The 21,365-nt window shown below is 61.7% G+C and carries 18 protein-coding genes and 3 tRNA genes; 15 read left to right on the top strand and 6 right to left on the bottom strand.

Annotation, left to right across the window (positions count from 1 at the left end):
* Positions 1 to 132: 132 nt before the first annotated feature.
* Both ilvD and ACLRGI_RS03135 read right to left on the bottom strand, forming a co-directional pair.
* The gene (ilvD, locus tag ACLRGI_RS03140; RefSeq protein WP_419200263.1) at positions 133 to 1,854 is read right to left on the bottom strand and encodes a dihydroxy-acid dehydratase; all 1,722 of its coding nucleotides are present in this window, start codon (positions 1,852 to 1,854) and stop codon (positions 133 to 135) included.
* A 135-nt stretch (positions 1,855 to 1,989) separates the two neighbouring features.
* Positions 1,990 to 2,922 (bottom strand): LysR family transcriptional regulator, encoded by a 933-nt coding sequence (locus tag ACLRGI_RS03135; protein WP_419200262.1) that lies wholly within the window; start codon positions 2,920 to 2,922, stop codon positions 1,990 to 1,992.
* 179 nt (positions 2,923 to 3,101) lie between these two features.
* Here ACLRGI_RS03135 and ACLRGI_RS03130 point away from each other — a divergent pair, with 179 nt between their 5' ends.
* From ACLRGI_RS03130 to ACLRGI_RS03115, 4 genes are all read left to right on the top strand, one after another.
* Positions 3,102 to 4,154 carry a sunset domain-containing protein gene (locus tag ACLRGI_RS03130; RefSeq protein WP_419200261.1) on the top strand — a complete coding sequence of 351 codons (1,053 nt, stop codon included), beginning with the start codon at positions 3,102 to 3,104 and terminating at the stop codon, positions 4,152 to 4,154.
* A gap of 55 nt (positions 4,155 to 4,209) precedes the next feature.
* Positions 4,210 to 5,346 carry a PQQ-dependent sugar dehydrogenase gene (locus tag ACLRGI_RS03125; RefSeq protein ID WP_419200260.1) on the top strand — a complete coding sequence of 379 codons (1,137 nt, stop codon included), beginning with the start codon at positions 4,210 to 4,212 and terminating at the stop codon, positions 5,344 to 5,346.
* A 117-nt stretch (positions 5,347 to 5,463) separates the two neighbouring features.
* Positions 5,464 to 5,536: transfer RNA gene (locus tag ACLRGI_RS03120), tRNA-Lys, on the top strand.
* Positions 5,537 to 5,748: 212 nt separating this feature from the next.
* Positions 5,749 to 5,824: transfer RNA gene (locus ACLRGI_RS03115), tRNA-Lys, on the top strand.
* 92 nt (positions 5,825 to 5,916) lie between these two features.
* On the opposite strand, the gene ACLRGI_RS03110 is transcribed toward ACLRGI_RS03115, so the two are convergent.
* A complete protein-coding gene (locus ACLRGI_RS03110; RefSeq protein ID WP_419200259.1) occupies positions 5,917 to 6,384 on the bottom strand; it encodes a MarR family winged helix-turn-helix transcriptional regulator in 468 nt (155 codons plus the stop codon).
* An 84-nt stretch (positions 6,385 to 6,468) separates the two neighbouring features.
* Between ACLRGI_RS03110 and bcp the strand changes: the two genes are divergently transcribed.
* The 7 genes from bcp to ACLRGI_RS03075 all read left to right on the top strand — a co-directional run bounded on the left by bcp (position 6,469) and on the right by ACLRGI_RS03075 (position 15,538).
* A complete protein-coding gene (gene bcp / locus ACLRGI_RS03105) occupies positions 6,469 to 6,942 on the top strand; it encodes a thioredoxin-dependent thiol peroxidase (protein WP_419200258.1) in 474 nt (157 codons plus the stop codon).
* A gap of 62 nt (positions 6,943 to 7,004) precedes the next feature.
* Positions 7,005 to 7,086 (top strand) — tRNA-Leu (locus tag ACLRGI_RS03100).
* 167 nt (positions 7,087 to 7,253) lie between these two features.
* Positions 7,254 to 8,918 carry an ABC transporter substrate-binding protein gene (locus ACLRGI_RS03095; protein WP_419200257.1) on the top strand — a complete coding sequence of 555 codons (1,665 nt, stop codon included), beginning with the start codon at positions 7,254 to 7,256 and terminating at the stop codon, positions 8,916 to 8,918.
* Positions 8,919 to 8,997: 79 nt separating this feature from the next.
* Positions 8,998 to 10,503, top strand: a complete 1,506-nt coding sequence (locus ACLRGI_RS03090) for a malate:quinone oxidoreductase (protein WP_419200256.1) — start codon at positions 8,998 to 9,000, stop codon at positions 10,501 to 10,503.
* A 66-nt stretch (positions 10,504 to 10,569) separates the two neighbouring features.
* Complete coding sequence (locus ACLRGI_RS03085; protein ID WP_419200255.1) at positions 10,570 to 13,803, top strand: efflux RND transporter permease subunit; 3,234 nt, start codon at positions 10,570 to 10,572, stop codon at positions 13,801 to 13,803.
* A 149-nt stretch (positions 13,804 to 13,952) separates the two neighbouring features.
* A complete protein-coding gene (locus tag ACLRGI_RS03080) occupies positions 13,953 to 15,077 on the top strand; it encodes an LLM class flavin-dependent oxidoreductase (protein WP_419200254.1) in 1,125 nt (374 codons plus the stop codon).
* On the top strand, positions 15,077 to 15,538 hold the full coding sequence (locus tag ACLRGI_RS03075; protein WP_419200253.1) for a MarR family winged helix-turn-helix transcriptional regulator: 462 nt from the start codon (positions 15,077 to 15,079) through the stop codon (positions 15,536 to 15,538). Before ACLRGI_RS03080 ends, ACLRGI_RS03075 begins: the two co-directional genes overlap by 1 nt.
* 16 nt (positions 15,539 to 15,554) lie before the next feature.
* Here ACLRGI_RS03075 and ACLRGI_RS03070 read toward each other — a convergent pair whose 3' ends face one another.
* Positions 15,555 to 16,361 (bottom strand): transglutaminase-like domain-containing protein, encoded by an 807-nt coding sequence (locus ACLRGI_RS03070; RefSeq protein WP_419200252.1) that lies wholly within the window; start codon positions 16,359 to 16,361, stop codon positions 15,555 to 15,557.
* A gap of 71 nt (positions 16,362 to 16,432) precedes the next feature.
* Positions 16,433 to 17,302, bottom strand: a complete 870-nt coding sequence (locus tag ACLRGI_RS03065) for a hypothetical protein (protein WP_419200251.1) — start codon at positions 17,300 to 17,302, stop codon at positions 16,433 to 16,435.
* A 54-nt stretch (positions 17,303 to 17,356) separates the two neighbouring features.
* Between ACLRGI_RS03065 and ACLRGI_RS03060 the strand changes: the two genes are divergently transcribed.
* The 4 genes from ACLRGI_RS03060 (at position 17,357) to ACLRGI_RS03045 (ending at position 20,157) form a co-directional block, all read left to right on the top strand.
* Complete coding sequence (locus tag ACLRGI_RS03060) at positions 17,357 to 18,022, top strand: DUF1684 domain-containing protein (protein WP_419200250.1); 666 nt, start codon at positions 17,357 to 17,359, stop codon at positions 18,020 to 18,022.
* Between the two features lie 74 nt (positions 18,023 to 18,096).
* A complete protein-coding gene (locus ACLRGI_RS03055) occupies positions 18,097 to 18,684 on the top strand; it encodes a DM13 domain-containing protein (protein ID WP_419200249.1) in 588 nt (195 codons plus the stop codon).
* A gap of 100 nt (positions 18,685 to 18,784) precedes the next feature.
* Complete coding sequence (locus tag ACLRGI_RS03050; protein ID WP_419200248.1) at positions 18,785 to 19,654, top strand: fumarylacetoacetate hydrolase family protein; 870 nt, start codon at positions 18,785 to 18,787, stop codon at positions 19,652 to 19,654.
* A gap of 17 nt (positions 19,655 to 19,671) precedes the next feature.
* Complete coding sequence (locus ACLRGI_RS03045; RefSeq protein WP_419200247.1) at positions 19,672 to 20,157, top strand: GtrA family protein; 486 nt, start codon at positions 19,672 to 19,674, stop codon at positions 20,155 to 20,157.
* 35 nt (positions 20,158 to 20,192) lie between these two features.
* On the opposite strand, the gene ACLRGI_RS03040 is transcribed toward ACLRGI_RS03045, so the two are convergent.
* Complete coding sequence (locus ACLRGI_RS03040) at positions 20,193 to 21,359, bottom strand: cysteine desulfurase family protein (RefSeq protein WP_419200246.1); 1,167 nt, start codon at positions 21,357 to 21,359, stop codon at positions 20,193 to 20,195.
* Between the last annotated feature and the right edge of the window lie 6 nt (positions 21,360 to 21,365).

Genomic DNA, 21,365 nt, shown 5'->3' with positions numbered 1-21,365 from the left:
TGATCATGCGTTCAGTGTTCCCTCTAAGTGAGATACGTGTCAATTGACCACTATCGTATCTCACTATTTGGACAGCCATGTCCGCCTGCCGGACTCCGGCCGTCCCGTGACAGCCGGAGTCCACCGCAGGAATTATCCGCAGTACGCCCCGGTGGAGGCGCTGTGGACCAGCTTTGCGTACTTGGCCAGCACGCCCTTAGTGAACTTCGCGGGCAGCGGCTCCCAGCCCTCTTTCCGGGCCTCGAGCACCGCTTCGTCCACCAAGAGGTCGAAGGAGCGTGCAGCGATGTCCACACGGATGCGGTCGCCGTCCTCCACGAAGGCGATGGGACCGCCGTCCACCGCTTCAGGCGCAACGTGGCCAATACACAGGCCCGTCGTACCGCCGGAGAAACGGCCATCGGTGAGCAGCAGGACATCCTTGCCAAGGCCTGCGCCCTTAATGGCTCCGGTGATGGCCAGCATCTCGCGCATACCCGGGCCACCCTTGGGGCCCTCATAGCGGATCACCACGACGTCGCCCTTGTGGATTTCGCCATTGTCCAACGCATTGAGTGCGCCTTGCTCCCGCTCGAAGACGCGGGCTGTTCCTTCGAAGACGTCAGCATCGAAGCCGGCACTCTTCACTACGGCGCCTTCGGGAGCCATGGATCCGTGGAGGATGGTGATGCCACCGGTCTTGTGGATCGGGTTGTCCAGTGCGCGGAGGATCTTGCCGTCAAGGTCCGGAGGGTTGATCGAGGCAAGGTTTTCGGCGAGCGTCTTGCCCGTAACAGTGAGGCAGTCACCGTGCAGCAGTCCGGCGTCGAGGAGTGCCTTCATGATGACCGGCACGCCACCGATCTTGTCGACGTCGGTCATGACGTAGCGGCCGAAGGGCTTGAGGTCCCCCAAGTGCGGGATCTTGTCGCCGATGCGGTTGAAGTCGTCCAGCGTCAGCTCAACTTCGGCTTCGCGGGCGATCGCCAGCAGGTGAAGCACGGCATTAGTGGAACCGCCGAAGGCCATGGTGACGGCAATGGCGTTCTCGAACGCCTTTTTGGTCATGATGTCGCGGGCCGTGATGCCCAGGCGCAGCAGGTTTACTACCGCCTCGCCGGACTTGCGTGCGAAATCATCGCGACGGCGGTCTGCCGACGGCGGCGCGGCTGAACCAGGAAGGGACATGCCCAGGGCCTCGCCGATGCAGGCCATCGTGTTGGCCGTGTACATGCCGCCACAGGCGCCTTCACCCGGACAAATGGCCTTTTCGATGCGTGTGAGGTCTTCCATGCTCATTTTGCCGGCGGCACAGGCACCCACTGCCTCAAAGGCATCAATGAGGGTGACTTCCTTCTCCGAGCCGTCTTCAAGCTTGACCCAGCCCGGCATGATGGAGCCGGCGTAGAGGAAGACCGATGCGAGGTCCAGACGGGCTGCGGCCATGAGCATGCCGGGAAGGGACTTGTCGCAGCCCGCCAGGAGCACTGAGCCATCGATGCGCTCGGCCTGCATCACTGTTTCCACGGAGTCAGCGATGACCTCACGGGAAACCAGGGAGAAGTGCATGCCCTCATGGCCCATGGAAATACCGTCCGAGACTGAAATGGTGCCGAACTGCATCGGGAAACCGCCCCCGGCGTGGACGCCCTCCTTGGCGCCCTGCGCAAGGCGGTTCAGGGAAAGGTTGCACGGGGTGATTTCGTTCCAGGAACTGGCAACACCAATTTGGGGTTTGGCGAAGTCGTCGTCTCCCATGCCGACGGCACGGAACATTCCACGGGCAGGAGCTGCGTGAATGCCGTCGGTCACCACCCGGCTGCGGGGTTTGATGTCCGGCGTGTTGTCTGTCGCAATTTGGGTGGTGTCACTCATGGTCCAAAGTCTATGTGCACGGGGCAACTACCAACGTCCCAGCACGCCGGGTTAAGCCCATACCCCCGAATGTTGCGATTTTGCGACCTGGGCTGCAAAGAGCTGCAAAGGACGGCACGGTCCGGATGGCTCTACTCAGGTGATGGGACGTGATTCGTTCAGTTCCTTGGCGATAGCCGCGGCTTCACTCTTGAGCATGTCCAGGACTATGGCGATCGTGGCGCGGGCGGCAACCTCCTGCCGCGACAAAGCCACTATGCTTCTACTCGCTTTCACTTCTGTGAGCGGCCGAAGAACCAGCCCGCGCCGGGCACTTGCCCGGGCCGTATATCGGGGCAGGAGGCAAATGCCGTGCCCCGCGCCCACCAAGGCCTCAAGCACCCTGAGATCCGGGTATCTCTGCCCCCTTAGGGCCTGTCTTCCCGCATGGAGTTCGATCTGGCGAAGCACCGTGTCGAACGGAAACCCCTCCGGGACACCGATCCACGGGTAGTCAACAACATCCTCCGGGCTCAGCCGGGCTTTGGAGGCCAAAGGATGCCCGGCGGGCATGGCGACGTCCAGCGCTTCCTCCAGCAGCGGCACCACAGTCAGGCCCCTCTTGGCAAAAACCTCGGGCCCGTCCACGCTGTGCGCCAACACGATGTCGTAGTCCGCCACCAAGGGAGCGAAGTGGGCCGTTCCCGGATCCTCGAAGTGAGCCTCGAAGGTCAACCCATCCACAGCGGCAACCTGGTGCAGCACTCCCGGGAGCAGCATTTCCGCTGCACTGGGAAAGAAGGCTACGGAAACACGCGTTTGCCAACCCTTACGGTACGTGTCAATGGTGGACTCCGCCCTGGCCATGGCTGTGGCAATATCCGATGCTGCTGCCGCCATGGCCAGTCCCGCTTCGGTCAATTGGACGCCGCGGCCCACCTTCTCCACCAGGACAACACCGATCTCCGCCTGCAGTGTTTTGAGCTGCTGGGAAACCGCGGAAGCTGTGACATTCATGGCTTCGGCAGTAGCACCCACACTTTGCCGGTCTGCCAATTCGCGCAGAATCTGCAGCCTTTTGAAGTCCATGGAGCCAGACTAGGCGACGTCACGGAATTACCGGGCCACGAATTTTTTCGATCCCAATATAGTAAGTAAGCTGACAATTCCAAGCGAACCAGCAGGTCAAAGGCTGGACAGCCCATAAGCAGGCACGTAACGTCGGGATTACCACGAGCTGCACCCCTGTGAGCAGAAGGGCCTCCATCATGGACTGGTTAATTTGGGTCATTGTCATTGTTTTGGTCGTCGCGATTGTTTGGTGGCTCATGAACCGCAACAAGACGCGAAATACCACCTCAAGCCAAGCTCCCACGAATGATCGCTTTTCCGGAGTTTCCAGCACGCGCGCCCCGGCGGCGACCGAGCCCAGCAACACAGCCTCCATGCCGGATGCCGGAGTAGCCGCAGCAGGCGTGGCTGGTTTGGCAGGGGTGACCAACCTCGGCAAGACGGCCGCGGAGGGCAGCGGCCCGACCGTCGACGAACCACGCGTTGCCGAACCCGACACCGCCGGGCCCGACACCGCCGAGCCCGACACCGCCCAATCCGCCACCGCCCAGCCCCGACTGTCCGAGGAAAGGCACGGAGCCTCCCCCGTCACAGGCGGTGGTGGGGACGAGCCGCTTACCGCCGTCGACAACTCCGCGGCAAACGACGCCTCCGGCGTTGAGCCGACCGCAACGCCCGGATTGACCGTTCCGGAACCTGTCATCGCGGCCCCCGCTGTTTCCGAACCCGTGATTGAGGAACCAGTGGTGAACGAACCGGTGATAGACACCGACGCGAAGGTTCACGCCGCCGACGCCGGTAACGCCGACGCCGGTGACGTCGACGACTGGCGTGCGGGTTCTCCTGCGGCAAGCTCTCCCACAGGCACCGATGCGGCAGCCGCCGATGAGGCAGCCGATAGAGCGGAGTGGGAATCCTCCTGGACGGACCAGAGCGGCACGCCTGTCCATCACCACGAATACACCGGTGCACACTCACCAACCCTGCCGGGCGCCGAGTCTGCAGCAGCCGAGTCCGCAGCGGCCGAAGATTCCGGGGGCACCGGACACCTGGCAGTCGAGCACCCCTATGGCACGGGCTCCTCCAGCGCTCCCGGGGACGCTTATCCCGTCAAGGCCAGCGCCTCGGCCATGACTTACCACGACGAAGACACCGCCGGATATGACGATGCTGAGGCCGATGTGTGGTTCGAATCGTCCGCGTATGCCGAAGCTGCCGGTTTCCGGCCGCCCCGCCGCAGCCGGCACTAATTCCCGGCCAACGGCTTCCAAAAGACTGCGTTCAAACACACCAGCAGGCAGGAACATGGGCAGGCACTCTTGGAAACGTGGTGAGGGACTGGTGCCTGCCTCTGCACTCGCCTTGATCCTGGCCCTATCCGGGTGCACGGGCAGTCCATCGTCCCCGGGCACCGCGGCCACACCGAACGCTTCCATGGCACCCGGCACTCCGACGACACCCGGCACTCCAGCGTCACCGCCCGCCCCAGAAGTTGTTCAGAAGCTCGACGTCGGACTGCAGCTGCCTTGGTCGGTGGTCTTCCTGCCGGACGGCACAGCCGTGGTGTCCGAACGCGACTCCGCTCAGCTCAAGAGCATCCGGGACGGCCAGGCCACCACCATAGGCGAGGTATCCGACGTCGACCCCGGCGGGGAAGGCGGACTGCTGGGTCTGGCCCTATCGCCAGGCTTCTCAACGGACGGCTGGCTCTATGCCTACTTCACTTCACCGAGCGACAACCGGATTGCGCGGATGAAGCTGACCGGAGATCCCAGTGGTCAGCTGCGCTTGGGCGAGCCTGAAGTGATCTTCTCCGGAATGTCCAAGGCTTCAACCCATAATGGCGGCCGGATCCGCTTTGGCCCGGACGGTTTCCTCTACGTGGGCACCGGCGACTCGCAACGCCGGGAGCAACCGCAGGATACGAACGCCTTGGGCGGCAAAATCCTTCGCCTCACCCCGGAAGGGCGCCCGGCGCCGGGAAATCCTTTCGGTGACAACCCCGTCTACAGTTACGGACACCGGAATGTGCAGGGCTTGGCCTGGGACAGTGGCGGACGCCTCTGGGCCAGCGAGTTCGGCCCGGATGTGGACGATGAACTGAACCTGATCACCCCGGGCGGCAACTACGGTTGGCCCACGGTAACGGAAGCGCCTGGCCGAAGCGGCCTTATCGACGCGAAGGTAGTCTGGCCATCAACGTCCGACGCGTCACCGAGCGGACTCGAGATCGTGAACGGTATTGCCTACACCGGGGCCCTTCGAGGCCAAAGGCTGTGGGCGGTTCCACTGGACGGCGAGAACACCGGCGCCCCTGTGGCCTATTTCACAGCACAGTACGGAAGGATGAGGGACGTAGCCCGGGCTCCCGACGGCACCCTCTGGGTCATCAGCAACAACCGAAACCCTGATTTTGCGCTGATTCTGAGGACTGGATCCTGAAGCCGCGGGCGCTAAGGTGCCGATTTCACTCTTGGGCGGAAGTCGTGTAGAGTTACATGTCGTTGCGGAGATCGCCGGGGAAAGAAAAGCTCCCGGGTTGGATCAAAATCAACAGATGCACCTCTAGCTCAACTGGCAGAGCAATTGACTCTTAATCAATGGGTTCCGGGTTCGAGTCCCGGGGGGTGCACTAAATAAAAGGCCTTGGAGTGAAAATCACTCCAAGGCCTTTTTTGTTGCTCAAGGCCTTCTAAAGCCGAGCCTTTTCCAGGGCGAGCAAATGGCGTGCGTCACGCATTGCCCTTTGTGGTCTTTAGGAGCCCAAAAGTCGTGTATAGTTATTTGTCGTTGCGGAGGTCAACGGGGAATGCGAATTCTTCGGATAGGCCCGAAACAATAGCTGCACCTCTAGCTCAACTGGCAGAGCAATTGACTCTTAATCAATGGGTTCCGGGTTCGAGTCCCGGGGGGTGCACCACAGAGGAAAGGCTCCGGATCGTAGACACGATCCGGAGCCTTTTTGTTGCTCTGCCGGAGCTTCCCGAAGGAAACCCCGGCCACAGGCGTTCGTCAGACGCGAGGCAAGTCGGTGTCAATCTCGTGGGATTCCTGCTCCGGCGCCGGCAAGCCCGCCAGCCCCCGCACGACGATCCGAAGTTCCTCTCGGAGGCGGGCGGTGTCCACCGCGACAGGCGACAAGACATCCTGTTCAAGCTTTACCGCTTCAGCAAGAGCTGCGATGCCGGCGTCGGTGAGGGTCACCACGTGACTTCTGCGGTCGGAATCACTGCGTTGTCGCGTGACGTGCCCATGCAGCTCAAGCCTCGCAAGAGTGGTTCCCATTGTCTGGGCCTTGACCCGCGCAACTTCGGCTAAGGCCGCCTGCGTAATGGCACCCTTGGCAGCCAATACCTGCATGGCAATGACACCGGCGTGGGTAAGGCCGATGGACTTCAATTTTTCGTTCCACGAGATTTCCACCAGGCGTGCAGCTGTCGAAAGCAAACGGGTGGTGGGCCATCTCTCCATATCTGGCATGCCGACAGTATATGCGCGGAAGCGGTGAGGACGCGGCTTCTCCCACTAAACTGGGAAATCGCGATCACTGGCAAGGAGCACATTTTGGCTGAACGACTTATCCCGGGAGACATCGCCCCGGACTTCACACTTCAGGATGAAACCGGCAAAAGCGTGAGCTTGTCGGGCCTCCGGAGGCGGAAAACCATCCTCTACTTCTACCCCGCTGCTTCCACCCCCGGATGCACCAAGGAAGCATGCGATTTCCGCGACACGCTTGGTTCCCTGCAGGCTGCCGGATACCAAGTTGTGGGAGTCTCCCCCGACCCCCTCAAGGCACTTGCCAAGTTCAGCGAGGAGGAACAGCTGACCTTCCGGCTGCTCTCGGACGAGGACCACGTCGTAGCCGAGGCATATGGGGCATGGGGCGAGAAAAAGAACTACGGCCGCAGCTACATGGGGCTGATCCGATCCACCTTTGTGGTTGATCCCGATGGAAAGATCTCCCTCGCCCAATACAACGTCCGTGCCACAGGGCACGTGGCCAAGCTTCGGCGGGATCTTAAGCTGGACAAGTAACGGGTACACTGGAGGCCGGTATATGGCAGTGGCGGTCCATCCAGGCGGCCGGTTGCCAGCCAGCGCGAGTGGTGAAATTGGCAGACACGCAGGATTTAGGTTCCTGTGCCTTCGGGCGTGGGGGTTCAAGTCCCCCCTTGCGCACAGATACCTGAATACCCCCGGTTGCAGGACCGGGGGTATTTTTTTCCTCGAGCAGCCGGGGGCATCCTGATGGTGCGCTGGGAAGTGCACTCAGGACGTTCAACTAGACTGGAACGCGGTCTGGCCGAAGCCGGCCACAGCATTCCAACCGGCTTGAGGGGACAAGAGTGGCAAGCAACAAAATGCGGCGCCTAAGCATTCAGTTCGGAGCTGCCTTACTGGCTGTGGGACTGGCAGGGTGCACCGGAATGCCGGGGCCCGCACCGTCTTCGTCCACCACCAACTCCCCCGCTGAGCCCTCCGAAACTTTCAACTTCGGCACGGCATCCATGCCCTTGGGCCTCGATCCTGCCATGACCGCCGATTCGGAGTCATACCGCGTCACCCGCCAGGTCCTCGAAGGACTCGTGGGAGTCGATGGCGAGACAGGGCAAACCACCCCCCTCCTCGCCACGGAGTGGAAAGACAGCAACAAGGGGCTGAGCTACGACTTCAAGCTCCGCTCCGACGTCACGTTTCACGATGGAACCCCCTTGGACGCAACCGCGGTTTGCGCCAACTTCAACCGCTGGTTCACCTTCCCCGAGGACCTGAGAAAACAAGCGCCCGGGATTTCGTTCCAAAGCGTCTTCAAGGCTTACTCGGACCAGCCGGTGTTCTCCATCTTCAAAGACTGCAAAGTGGTCTCGGCCAGCGATGTCCGGATCAACCTGACCCGCCCTTTCACCGGGTTCCTCCAGGCATTGACACTACCGGCGTTCGCAATATCTTCCCCGGCAGCCCTGGAGGCGCAGAAAGCCAATGTCCTTGACCAGGTCCGCAATGGCCAGGCCATCTCCAGCTACGCCAGCCATCCTGTAGGCACTGGTCCGTATGTATTCACGGAGTGGGACGAGAAGAAGATCACCCTGTCCAGCTACAACGGCTACTGGGGCAACAGGGGCCAGATAGCAACCATAAACTTCATCCCCTACGATCGCGCGGAATCGCGCCAACAAGCCCTTCTGGACAACAAAATAGACGCCTATGACCTTGTGACGTCCGGGACCTTTGACCAATTGGTCAAGAAGGGTGTCCAGATCATCCAGCGTGACCCTTTCTCTGTGATGTACCTCGGCATCAACCAGGCTGTCGCACCGTTGGAGAAGCCCGAAGTACGCCAAGCGATTGAAATGGCGATCGACAAGGAGGCGCTGATCCGGAAGTTCTTCATCGACAACACCTCCCAGGCATCACAGTTCGTGCCACCAAAGCTCAGTGGCTTCAACAACAATGCTCCCTCCCTGGGGTACAACCCGGAGAAGGCTAAGGAGCTTTTGAAGAAGGCCGGCTACAAGGGAGAAGAGCTCAAGTTCTACTATCCGCTTAACGCAACACGGGCCTACATGCCCACCCCGGAAAAGATCTACGCCGAAATCAGCCGCCAACTCGTCGCTGTCGGCTTCAACATCAAGCCGGTTCCCATCGATTGGGAAGACGGCTACCTCCAGAGGGTACAGTCTGCCGGGGACCGAGGCCTCCACTTGCTCGGCTGGAACGGCTCTTATGCGGATGCGGACAACTTCCTGGGGCCCCTTTTCGGCGAGACCCGCGCAGAGTTCGGATACGCCGACTCGGAAGTCTTCCACAAGATAGAACGTGCGCGGGCCATGCCTGAAGGCGACGACCGCAATGCCCAGTACCAGTCCATCAACGCAGAGATCGCGGCGTCGGTACCGGCTGTGCCTATCGCCTTCCCCATCTCGGCACTGGCGCTGTCCAACAAGGTGGAAAGCTATCCGGCTTCCCCGGTCCTCAACGAAGTTTTCACAAACGTCCGCCTAAAGCCTTGACGATTCGCCGCAATTTCAGTATTGAGTCTGCGCGGGGATATTCTGTGACAGCCAGTGCCGCCGCTAACGGAGATTGATCGTGACCTTCATTTCCAAGACTCAACATGCCGACGTCGTCCTTATTGGCGGTGGAATCATGAGTGCCACCCTTGGTGCGTTCATCAAGCAACTTGAACCCACCTGGACCATCTCCCTGTTCGAACGACTCGATGAAGCAGGGCTCGAGAGTTCCGGACCCTGGAACAACGCCGGCACCGGCCATGCTGCGCTGTGTGAGCTTAACTACTCCCCTGCGGCAAAGGACGGATCGGTAGACCCGTCCAAGGCCCTGCACATCAACGAGCAGTTCCAGCTTTCCCGCCAGTTCTGGTCCCACCTGGTGGACAGCAACGTCATCGGGTCTCCCAAGGGCTTCATCAACACCGTCCCGCACATGAGCTTCGTCATTGGCGATGACCACGCAAACTTCCTCAAGACCCGGTACGAGGCCTTGAAGCCCAACACGCTGTTCCGCAGCATGGAGTACACCGAGGATCAGGACCGGATTGCCAAGTGGGCACCGTTGATCGTCAACGGCCGCGACCGCAAGCAGCGCGTTGCAGCAACCCGTGCGGCTGAAGGCACCGACGTCGATTTCGGCGCTTTGACCCGTGAACTGACCGGCTACCTCCAAAGCAGCGGCGCCGAGGTCAACTACGGACACGACGTCACCAACATCAACCGGGCAGCCGGCGGTGGCTGGGATCTCTCCATCAAGCACCCCAAATCAGGCGAGCACGGCCGCATCCACGCGAAGTTCGTCTTTGTGGGCGCCGGCGGCGGTGCACTCCACCTGCTTCAGGCCTCCGGCATACCCGAGAGCAAGGGCTACGGCGGCTTCCCCGTGTCCGGCCAGTTCTTCCGCTGCACGGACGACGCCATCACCTCCCGGCACAGTGCAAAGGTCTACGGCCAGGCATCCGTGGGCGCGCCACCCATGTCCGTTCCGCACCTGGACACCCGCTACGTGGATGGCAAGCGTTCCCTCCTCTTCGGACCCTACGCCGGTTTCTCCACGAACTTCCTGAAGACCTCCAGCTACCTGGATCTTCCCCTGTCCATCCGGCCCGGAAACATCATCCCCATGTTGGCTGTGGCCAAGGACAACATGGACCTCACCGCGTACCTCATCAAGGAGGTTGCCAAGCGGCATGAGGCCAAGGTGGAGGCGCTGCGCGAGTACTACCCGGAAGCAGCCGGGGACAAATGGGAACTGATCACCGCCGGCCAGCGTGTACAAATCATCAAGAAGCACCCTCAAAAGGGTGGCGTCCTGCAGTTCGGCACCGAAGTCATTGCCTCACGCGATGGTTCCATCGGCGCCTTGCTGGGCGCTTCGCCGGGCGCTTCAACCGCAGTGCCCATCATGATCGAACTGTTGCAAAAGTCCTTCCCCAAGAACTTCAAGGGTTGGCAGTCCAAGCTCAAGGACATGATGCCGGGCTACGGCGTCAAGCTCAACGAGAATCCGGACCTGGCCGCCGAACTGGAAGCAAGCACCGCCAGGTCCCTGCAATTGGAAGTGGCCAACGCCATCCAAAGCTAGGCCATACCCGGGGCTGCGGCCGGTTCCCTCAGCCGAATCGTTACGTAGACCGCAGGAGTCAATGCAATGTTCCGCTTGGCCAAACTGTCCCTGGGAAACCGGGCCCTGATCGCGCTGATCACCGTCTTTGCGGCGGTGTTCGGCGTGATCACCATGGGATCGCTCAAGCAGGAACTCATCCCCTCCATCGAGTTTCCGCAGATCACCGTGGTGACCTCCATGCCCGGAGCCTCCCCGGAGGTTGTGGACAAGCAGTTGAGCCAGCCGCTGGAAACAGCCCTGAACAGCGTCGAGGGGCTCGAGTCCACCACTTCGACGTCCCGCAACGGCGTTTCGCAGATCACCATGGTGTTCACGTACGGATCCAATCTGGACCGGGCACGCAACCAGATTGACCGGGCGATCTCCAACGCCAAACGGGTACTGCCGGCCGACGTCGAACCCCAATCCATCGCCGGCAACATCAGCGACTTCCCGATCGTCTATTTGGCGGTCTCCTCTGACAAACCGCTGAGCGAACTCAACGCTGACCTCCTGAGGCTCAGCGTTCCCCGCTTGCAGAAGATCGACGGCGTCCGCGGCGCCGATGTGACCGGCGGCTCCAGCCAACACATCCTGATCCAGCCGCGCCCCGCGGATCTTGCAACAACAGGCGCTTCGGTCCAGTCCATCAGCAATGCGCTGAAGAACAACGGCACCCTGGTTCCTGTCGGCACCATTGAAGATCAGGGCAAAACCCTGTCCCTCCAGCTAGGAAGCCCCGTGGATTCCCTGGACATCATCAAGGGCCTTCCTTTGGCCGGCACCAAGAGTGCTGCAACCATCGGGGCTGTGGCGGACGTCAGCATCGAGGACGACGCCGCCACTTCCATCACGCGGACCAACGGCAAACCCACCCTGGCGCTGTCCGTCACCAAGAAGCCCGAGGGCGATACAGTAGCCATTTCACATGCGGTGCGCGACGCCGTCGGGCCCATGGAAGAGGAGCTCGGCAACAACGCGACTTTCACGCAGGTCTTCGACCAAGCACCTTTCATTGAGAAGTCCATCAAAGACCTCACCACCGAAGGGCTCCTCGGCCTGGGCTTCGCGGTCGCGGTTATCCTGGTTTTCCTGATGTCGGTTCGCTCCACGTTGGTCACGGCCGTGTCCATCCCGTTGTCCCTGCTCATCACGTTCATCGGCATCTCAGCCACGGGTTACTCGTTGAACATCCTGACCCTGGGTGCCCTCACCATTGCGATCGGACGCGTGGTTGACGATTCCATTGTGGTGATCGAGAACATCAAGCGGCATCTAAGCTACGGCGAACACAAGTTGACAGCCATCCTTACCTCCATCAGGGAAGTCGCCGGGGCCATCACGGCTTCCACCTTGACCACTGTGGCCGTATTCCTCCCGATCGCATTCGTGGGTGACCTCGCCGGTGAGCTGTTCCGGCCCTTCGCCTTGACCGTAACCATCGCGCTGTTGTCATCACTGTTGGTTTCACTGACGATCGTCCCGGTCCTGGCGTACTGGTTCCTGTCCTCTCCCCGAAAAGGAGCTGAGGCACAAACCTCCCCCGAGGAAGCTGCCGGGAAGGCCAGGGAGGCCGAGCAGCGGAGTCGCCTCCAGCGCGGTTATCTTCCCATTCTCGCGAAGACTCAGAAACATCCGGTCATCACTTTGTCTGCAGCGGCTTTGATATTGGTGGCCACTATCGCCGTCTCGCCACTCCTGGCCACGGACCTGTTGGGCCGCTCCGGAGAGAACAGCATGACAGTGCGCCAGGTCCTTCCTCCAGGCACGAGCCTTGAGGCCACAAGCGATGAAGCATCCAAGATTGAGGACTCCCTCAAGGGCATCAACGGCATCAAGGACGTGCAGGTCACCTCGGGAAATGCCCAAACCGGCTTCGCTGCCCTCACATCTACCGGCTCGTCCAACTCCACGTTCACCATAGTCACCGATGAGAAAGTGAACCAAACAAAACTCCAGGACGAAGTCCGCAGCAAGTTGGAAGGAGCCGCCGGAAAAGTCACGGTGGGATCCCAGCAGGGTGGATTCGGAACTTCCTCTACGGTAGACATCACCATCAGGGCGGCGAATTCCGCTGGCCTGCAGACGGCAAGTGATGCCATGGTAAAGGCCATGGAAGGGGTCCCGGGCAGCTCCGAAGTTGCCACGAACCTTGCATCCAAACAATCGGTGGTTCAAGTCCGCGTTGATCGCGCCAAAGCAGTTGCCGCGGGCTTGACGGAAGAGCAAGTAGGCGCCTTCCTCGCATCCACCGTAAGCCCCATTCCGGCCGGCACCGTCCGGATCGAGACCAACGACTACCCTGTGCAAATCGGCGAGGGCACGCGCTTTACCAGCATTGCCGCAGTCCGGGCCCTCCAGCTCCCAACAGCCCGCGGTAGCGTAGCGCTGGAGACAATTGCCGCCGTCGAGCAGGTTGATACTCCCGTATCAATCACCAGCAGCAATGGGCAGAGGACCGCGAGGGTCACCGTGACGCCGTCCGGCGCCAACCTGGGCAGCGTCAGCGCGGCCGTGCAGGAACGGCTGGCAGCTGTGGAACTGCCTGCAGGGGTCACGGCAACGATCGGCGGTGCCACCACCCAGCAGGCTGAGTCCTTCCGACAGCTTGGCCTGGCCCTGCTGGCCGCCATCGCGATCGTCTATGTGATCATGGTGGCTGCGTTCAAGTCGCTTATACAACCGCTGATCCTGTTGGTCTCAGTACCGTTTGCGGCAACCGGAGCCGTGGGTTTGCTGTTGGTGACCGGGGTTCCACTGGGCCTGCCGTCACTGATCGGCATGCTGATGCTGGTGGGCATCGTGGTCACCAATGCCATCGTGTTGATCGACCTCATCAACCAGTACCGCAAACCACATGACGGCAGCCAGGGCATGAACGTTGCCGATGCCATCACGCACGGTGCCCGCCAGCGCCTGCGTCCCATCCTCATGACCGCATTGGCTACTGTCTTCGCCCTGACTCCCATGGCGTTGGGCCTCACGGGTGGCGGCGGGTTCATTTCGCAGCCGCTGGCAATCGTCGTGATCGGTGGACTGGTGTCCTCCACAGCACTGACGCTGGTCCTGGTTCCGGTCCTCTACAAGCTCGTGGAAGGCCGCCGGGAGAAGAAGGACCTGCTAAAGGCCCTGCAGGACAAGCCGGCGCCAAAAGCCGGTGACGGACCGGGTGGCAGGGGCGACAACGGAAGCAACGGATCGGGCGGGTTCCAGGATTGGACCACTGGCATGATCCCCCGCGTTACGGGCCGCCGCGCCGCCCATAATCCCGCAGAATAGCGAACCTATCCACTGAAACAGTCTTGAGGGCAGGGCCGGGAACAATTCCCGGCCCTGCCCTGTTACAGGAATCGATACATGCAAATGCATCTAGTTTGCGGTATACTGTTTACAGAGCCCGGGACCTCGGGCAGGGAGAAAGGCACATCATGCAGATCGGCGTATTCAGCGTCAGTGACATCACCACTGACCCCACCACGGGCCGCACGCCCACGGAGAACGAGCGCATCAAGGCCTCCGTTGCGATCGCGAAAAAGGTCGAAGAAATCGGCATGGATGTCTACGCCTTGGGCGAGCACCACAACCGGCCCTTCTTCTCCTCCTCCCCCACCACCACGCTTGCCTACATCGCAGCCCAGACCGAGCGCATCACGTTGTCCACGGCCACCACGCTGATCACCACCAATGACCCGGTCAAGATCGCCGAAGACTTCGCGATGCTCCAACATCTCTCCGATGGCCGCGTGGATCTGGTCCTCGGCCGTGGCAACACGGCGCCGGTGTACCCCTGGTTCGGCAAGAACATCCAGGACGGCATCGAACTTGCCATCGAGAACTACAGCCTGCTCCGCAAGCTGTGGGATGAGGACACTGTCAACTGGTCGGGCAAGTTCCGCACACCACTGCAGAACTTCACCTCCACCCCCCGGCCGCTCGACGACGTCGCTCCCTTCGTGTGGCACGGGTCCATTCGCACGCCGCAAATCGCAGAAGTTGCCGCATACTACGGCGACGGTTTCTTCGCCAACAACATCTTCTGGCCCAAGGAGCACTACCAGCAGCTGATCGGCCTCTACCGTGAGCGCTACGAGCACTACGGACACGGCAAGGCGGACCAGGCAATCGTTGGCCTTGGCGGACAGTTCTTCATGAGGAAGAACTCCCAGGACGCCGTAAAGGAGTTCCGACCGTACTTCGACAACGCGCCGGTCTACGGCCACGGTCCGTCCCTGGAGGACTTCACCTCACAGACTCCGCTGACTGTTGGCAGCCCGCAGGAAGTCATCGAGAAAACGCTGACCTTCCGCGAGGCCTTCGGTGACTACCAGCGGCAGCTGTTCCTGATCGACCACGCCGGTTTGCCCCTGAAGACTGTGCTGGAGCAGCTGGATCTCTTCGGCGAAGAGGTCCTGCCGGTACTCCGTAAGGAATATGCGGCCATGAAGCCTCCACACGTGCCGGATGCACCGACTCACGCCTCTCGCGTCGCCGCCGCGTTGGAAGCCAAGGTCAGCGAATCCGCCGCTGCCGGTGCTGCGGGGCAGGACGCCTGATGTCCAGCCCCTCGGCGTCTTCTGCCGTTCGCCTCGCCGCCGAAACCTGGGAGTCGTTGTTCCGCTCCCAGGTGGCGGTGATGCGGAAGCTGCAGTCGGGACCGGCATTCAAGACCCTGCCCGTCAAGGAATACGATGTCCTCTTCACGTTGTCCAAATGCCCTTCCGGCCAGCTTCGGCTCAATGAAATCAACGACAAAGTCCTGCTGAGCCAGTCCAGCTTGAGCCGCTTGGTGGATCGCTTGGAGAAGCGCGGTTTGGTGGAACGAACAACAGCGCCCGACGACGGCCGTGGAGTGCTGCTCTCACTCACCCAAGCGGGCAGCGAGCTTCAGAAATCCATCGGCCGCGAACACGTGCGGGACATCGCCCACTTGGTGGCGCCTGCCCTTACAGCCGAGGAGCAGCAGGAACTGATGCGGCTGACGGAGAAGCTCCGCGCTTCGGTTGTGGGACACTGACGCAGGTCGGGGGAAATTAACGCAAGCTGATGAGCTCCCGGGGGTCCTCCCCCGGGAGCTCGCCGTTAACCGATGCACTGACTTTGAGTGTCTTCAAGGTCAGGCTGCCGCCCACGGTGGACAGGAACGCCGTATCCGATGAATCGCGTCCGGCAGTAATGCGGAGCATGGATTCGCGGGGAGCGAGTCCGGTGGGGTCGATGATGTGCCAAGCTCCGTTGACGTGTGCCTCGGCGACGGCATGGAAATCCATGGGACTCAGTCCAGGCGCGTACACCGCCGCCAGGCGCGCGGGAACGTCTTTGGACCTCAAGAGGGCGATGGCCAGATGGGCGTAGTCCCGGCACACGCCTTTCCGGTGAAGCAAGGTTTCCACGGCTCCGTCGGTTCCCCGCGACGAACCGCTGACGTACCGCAGTTCCCCGTTCACCCAGTTGCGCACAGCGTGAAGCAGCTCGGCACCTTGCAGGCCGCCGAACTCCGCATAAGAGGTGGGGAGCAACCTGTCTGACTCGGCGTAGCGGCTGGGCCGAACGTACCGGATGAGTTCCATAGGACTGGACGCGTCCGGCTCTCCCAAGCCATGAACCGTTGCCCTGTAGTCCACCGACACCTCGCTCGGCTCGATGAACTCCAGATAGTGGAAGCGCCCGCCATGGTGGTCGCTGAGCTCGGCAAAGGGAACCTCAGCACCATCAATGGTGATGGACAGGCTTTCCTCAACTGCGTCGTAGCCACGATTGTTGGCTACGGCTATCGCCATGGCCACTTTGGTGTTGGCTGCAGTCTTGAAAACGAGCGAGGCAGCAACATTGCGTTCCATTGATCTCCGGAGTAGGTTTTCGGCGAGCAGACCCCATCGCCGTCGTATGTGTGTATCAGTCAATCGCAGGACTACGAATTGATCTTCAGAGACAGTAGCATCCGCTGGACATTGGCAAATTCAGAACCATGGACCGCGTACTTCGCGGCCAGGTCCAAGGTATCGAAAGACTTGGCCGGAGCCACCTTCTCATCAGCGGCAAAGGCACGGATCGCCGGGACATCCCCAAAGGAGATGTCACCTTTTCCTGCAGGGCCCTGAACCCGGTTCCTCAGCTCGCAGGACTGCCCGTCCGCTCCGGCCACCATGTTGGTAATACCGTAAGAGCCGAAGAACTTGTAGCCCTGGACCACCCGGAAGACCACCCTTGGGTCAATGCTCTCCGGGCCATCGGAATGCGGGATGTCCAAGGGGACGCTGCTGATCACCACATATGGGCGCGCCTGTCCGGCTGGGCAGGCCACGGGCGCAGCCGGCGGCAGGCCTGTTTGGAGGGTGGCGATATAGCGCCCTCCAGCATCCTTGACTTCCACCTTTACGGCTTGGGCCAGCGAACCCGCCTCCGGCGTCACCGACTGGGCAATCCACTCCTGCGGCAGCTCAAAGCTGACGGTCTTGGCGGAGTCCGTGTATGTCTTCCAGGACACGGCCGTTGCCGCAGGGCTGGGTCCGACACTGGCCGAAGCGCCCTCGCCTTGGCTGGGGCTGGCGGAGGTGGGGGTGGCGGACGGGGAGTCCGCCTCAGAGTCCGTCGCCGGCGTCGTGCTTTCCATAGTGCCGGTCCCCGATTCGGAACTGCTGGGCCGGGAGCCGGCCGTCGAGGTAACTTGCGGGCCCTTATTGTCAGCTGAGCAGGATGCCATGGCAGCGAGTACGGAGCCGGCTGCCACCACGGCAGCGAGCCGGATGGAAATGCGGCTCAGGTTCAAGGTGCCCTTCATGATCCCAGCCTATCGGCGGCGATCCCGCGACACGCACAGGACTACGCTGGGGGTATGGCTCCCGATCAGCAGGACTATTTCGAGGACGACATCCCCACCATGTCAGCGGTTGATATAGCCGACTGGCGCCTAAGGACGTTCGCTCTCTACGACAAGGTGCGTCAACTCGCAGCCACCAACCCGTTCGACGCCCACGTGTTTTGGCGGCAGGAACGGGACCTGATGTTCGCTACGCATCCTGCTTCAGCGCTCACAGCGGACATGAAGGCTTCATTTTCAGGGCTTCGAACCGCTCAATACGATCCCTCCTTCCGGATATACGCCGCCCTGTCGCTGGAAGGAGCCGGCCAGGAGATGAACGTGGAAACCGGCACGGATGGTGTTGTCCCCTTCACGAGGATCGGCACCCTTGAGCTGCCCGGACTCGGCTCCTTGGCGGCCTGGCGGCTACGGAGCTACGGCGGTGGAATCTTTGTGCCCTTCCGTGATGCGACAGCCGGCCAAGACGGCGGAAGTTACGGAGCAGGCAGATATCTGCTGGACACGGTCAAGGGCTCGTTCCATGGAACGCGGGGAACCGGTGCTGACCAAGAGCTCGTCCTGGACTTCAACTTCGCCTATAACCCGTCGTGCGCCTACAACGAAGCCTGGGCATGCCCGCTGCCCGGACCAGCCAACCGCCTGTCGGCAGAAGTGCCCGTGGGAGAACTTTACGGGTAAGCAGATGGTAAGCATTGGAGCCCCCGCATCGATGCTGCGGAGCCTAGTTTTGAAGCATGAACAGACTATGGAGCATGAATGGACTGCGGGGACTGCTACGAGCCCACAGGATCCTCGCGTCCGTAGCAGGCGTGGTGGTCCTCTCTCTGGTTGTGGTTGGGGCGGCGCTGTTCCAGCCATGGCGCCTTTTCACCAGCAGCAGCCTCGATGAGGCGCTGCCGGCTGCACCTGTTTCCGCGAGCTCCGGATCTTCCAACGACCCTGCAGCGGTAGCCTCACCAACTCCCGCAACGCCGGCTCCCCCGGAGCTGGTCCCCACAACGCCGGTGATTCTCAGCTCGGGTACGTTCCTGTCCCAGGAGCATGAGACAACCGGCGCCGCCCGTTTGCTGAAACTCCCCGACGGGAGCCATCTGCTGCGTTTGGAGAACCTGGCCAGCAGCGACGGCCCCGACGTCAAAGTCTGGTTAAGCAGCCTGGAGGCCGGCGGCGACTGGTTCAAATACCGTTCCGGACGGTACGTGGATCTCGGCGCGATCAAAGCGACACACGGCAATCAAAATTACGCCATCCCAACCGGAACTGACATCACGGGCCTGACTTCAGTAGTGCTGTGGTGCGACCGCTTCAGCGTTGCCTTCGGATCGGCCCCTCTCACCTGAAGCGTTGCGTGGTCCGCTCTGCGCGCCAAGGATGTACGTTGAGGCGAAAAGCGGGCCCCGCAACGCGATGCACACCCTACCGAGGACGTAGGATGTCATCATGACTTCGTCCTCTCCCCGTCGCATCGCCCGTGTTCGGCCCACCCCTGCCCCGGGCCCGGCCCCGAGCGGCCGGTCCCCGGATGAGCAATTCTTCGTGGCCAATGACGCTGCGGAGTTCCACTCGGCCGCCGGCACCCGGTGGACTGTGATTGATTCTCCCTTTTCGGCATCGCGCGCCAACGCCAACACTCCAGCCAGGGAGGGCTGGGAGCCCGGCGCTGTGGTCAGCCAGGACGCGTTTACCTTCTTGGCCCCATCAGTACCTGTCAACGTCTTCGGCATGGCCCACAACACCGGGCAGCCCGGCCGGGACCTGCCACCCCAGGCCTTCCACAAGGCGGCTTCGAGCGTGATCGGCCCCGGTGAGGCCATCCAACTGGACTCCACCGTGGGGTACGTAGATCCTGAAGCGGAATTGACGGTCGTCGTCGGACGCCCTGCGAGGGGCTTGACGCTGGAAACGGCACGTTCTGCGATTCTCGGTTACACCATTGGCAACGACGTCTCCGCCCGCGACCTCCAGAAGACCGACGAACTTTGGATCAGCGCCAAGAGCCAGGACACTTTTACTCCCGCAGGACCGTGGATAGTCACGGACTTGGATGACTCGAAGCTTGAGATCGGCATTGTCCATAACGGCAACACCCTCAGGACCGCCAGTTCCGCGGACCTCGGGTGGAAAGTGGACGAGATCATGGTCTATCTGACCTCTTTCATGACCCTCCAACCCGGTGACCTTGTGCTCACAGGGTTCCCTGCGGAATGCGCGCGGATCCAACCCGGGGACACGGTGGTATGCCGCGTGGAAGGAATCGGCGAGCTTCACAACCCTGTCACCGGCGCTTCATGGGAGGAGCAGCCTGCATAGTGTGTCAGGCTTGAAGTATGGAGACAGCCGCGGATGCCACTGAATTGCGCGTGGCTCCCTCCCCTAAGCTCCCGCGCAAACGGCATCGCGGCATTCTGAAATACCCGGCTGTGCGGCAATTACTGCGCTTCACCGGTGTAGGAGTGATCTGCACGGCCACATCATTGGCAATCTATGCTTTGTTGCGTCCCTGGATGGATCCCCAACTGGCCAATGCTGTGGCACTGATCCTGACATCGCTGATGAACACTGCCCTGAACCGCCGCCTGACGTTCAAGATCACCGGCAAGAGAAAGCGCACTCAAGACCACCTCAGCGGGGTGATCGTGATCGGCGTCGCGCTGATCATTACCGGCGGCAGTCTGGGCGTGCTGCATTTGTTGCGCCCGGAAGCCACCGTCACAGAGGAACTCTGGACTACCACCCTGTCAGGATTTGTGGCCACGGCTGTCCGTTTCACGCTGCTGCGGCACTGGATTTTCCGGCGCGCCCGGCACGTGTAACGTGCCCGGCTGCGGTTGCACCGGTATGGCGGTTTCTAGCCCGGTTGCGGGGCAGCCAGGTTCCGGACGCGTCCGACGGCGGTTTCCACAGCAGCGGCGGCTTGTTCCAGTTCGCCGTGGGTGACAGAGGAGGTAAAGCTGAAACGCACTGCGGTCTGGGCCGTTTCAGGAGCGATCCCCAAGGCCATCAGCACGGGCGAGGGAGCGTCGGATCCTGCAGCGCAAGCCGAGCCACTGGAACACACCACGCCAAGCCGCTCAAGCTCAAGAAGCACCGACTCGCCGCTGGTACCCGGGAAGCAGAAGGACGCCACTGAGGGTAGGCGCTGGCTTCGGTGACCTGTGAGCAACGCGTCCGGTACGGTGGCGAGGATCTGATCGATGAACTGATTCCTCAGGGGCGAAACCCGCGCAACCAACTCGGGCTGCTCGGCTGCGGACAGCCGGAGCGCCGTGGACAACGCCACAGCACCGGCCACGTTCTCCGTGCCTGAGCGTCTTGCCCGTTCCTGGCCCCCGCCGTGGATCAGGGGCTCCATCCGCAGGCGGCCCTTCGTGAACAGGACACCGGACCCCTTGGGCGCACCAAGTTTGTGTCCGGACATAGTCAGTGCATCCACGCCCAGCGCCTTGACGTCCAGCGGCAACCATCCGGCAGCCTGCACTGCGTCAGTGTGGAACGGCACGCCGTGCTCCCGTGCCACTGCCGCCAGGGCCTCAATGGGCTGTATGGTTCCGATCTCGTTGTTCGCGTACATGATGCTCACCACTGCGGTTTCGGGCCGTATTGCGGCCGCAAGGGCCTCGGTCGACACCAAGCCGTGCCTGTCGACCGGCAGTACATCGACGGCGAACCCGTGCACCCGTTCCAGATAGCGGGCTGATTCTTCCACCGCGGGATGCTCGATCGCGCTGATCACCACACGATTCCGCGAAGGGTCGGCAGAGTGCCGGGCCAGCGCGATGCCCTTGACGGCCAGATTGTCCGCTTCCGTGCCTCCGGAGGTGAAGGTCACCTCGCCGGCGCGGCAGTTCAGGACCTTCGCGACGCCGGAACGGGCTTCCGCGAGTGCAGCTGCTGCCGCTTCGCCCAGGCTGTGATGGCTGGAGGGGTTGCCGAACTCGCCGCTCAGGTAGGGCCACATGGCTTCAAGTGCCTCACGGCGAACTGGAGTTGTAGCTGCGGCATCGAGGAAGATCATGGGAGT

Origin of the sequence: Paenarthrobacter sp. PPS72, assembly GCF_048537125.1 — a bacterium.
GTDB lineage: Bacteria > Actinomycetota > Actinomycetes > Actinomycetales > Micrococcaceae > Arthrobacter > Arthrobacter nitroguajacolicus_E.
Note: the sequence above shows the minus strand (reverse complement) of the source record. Positions and strands in the feature narration are given on the sequence as shown.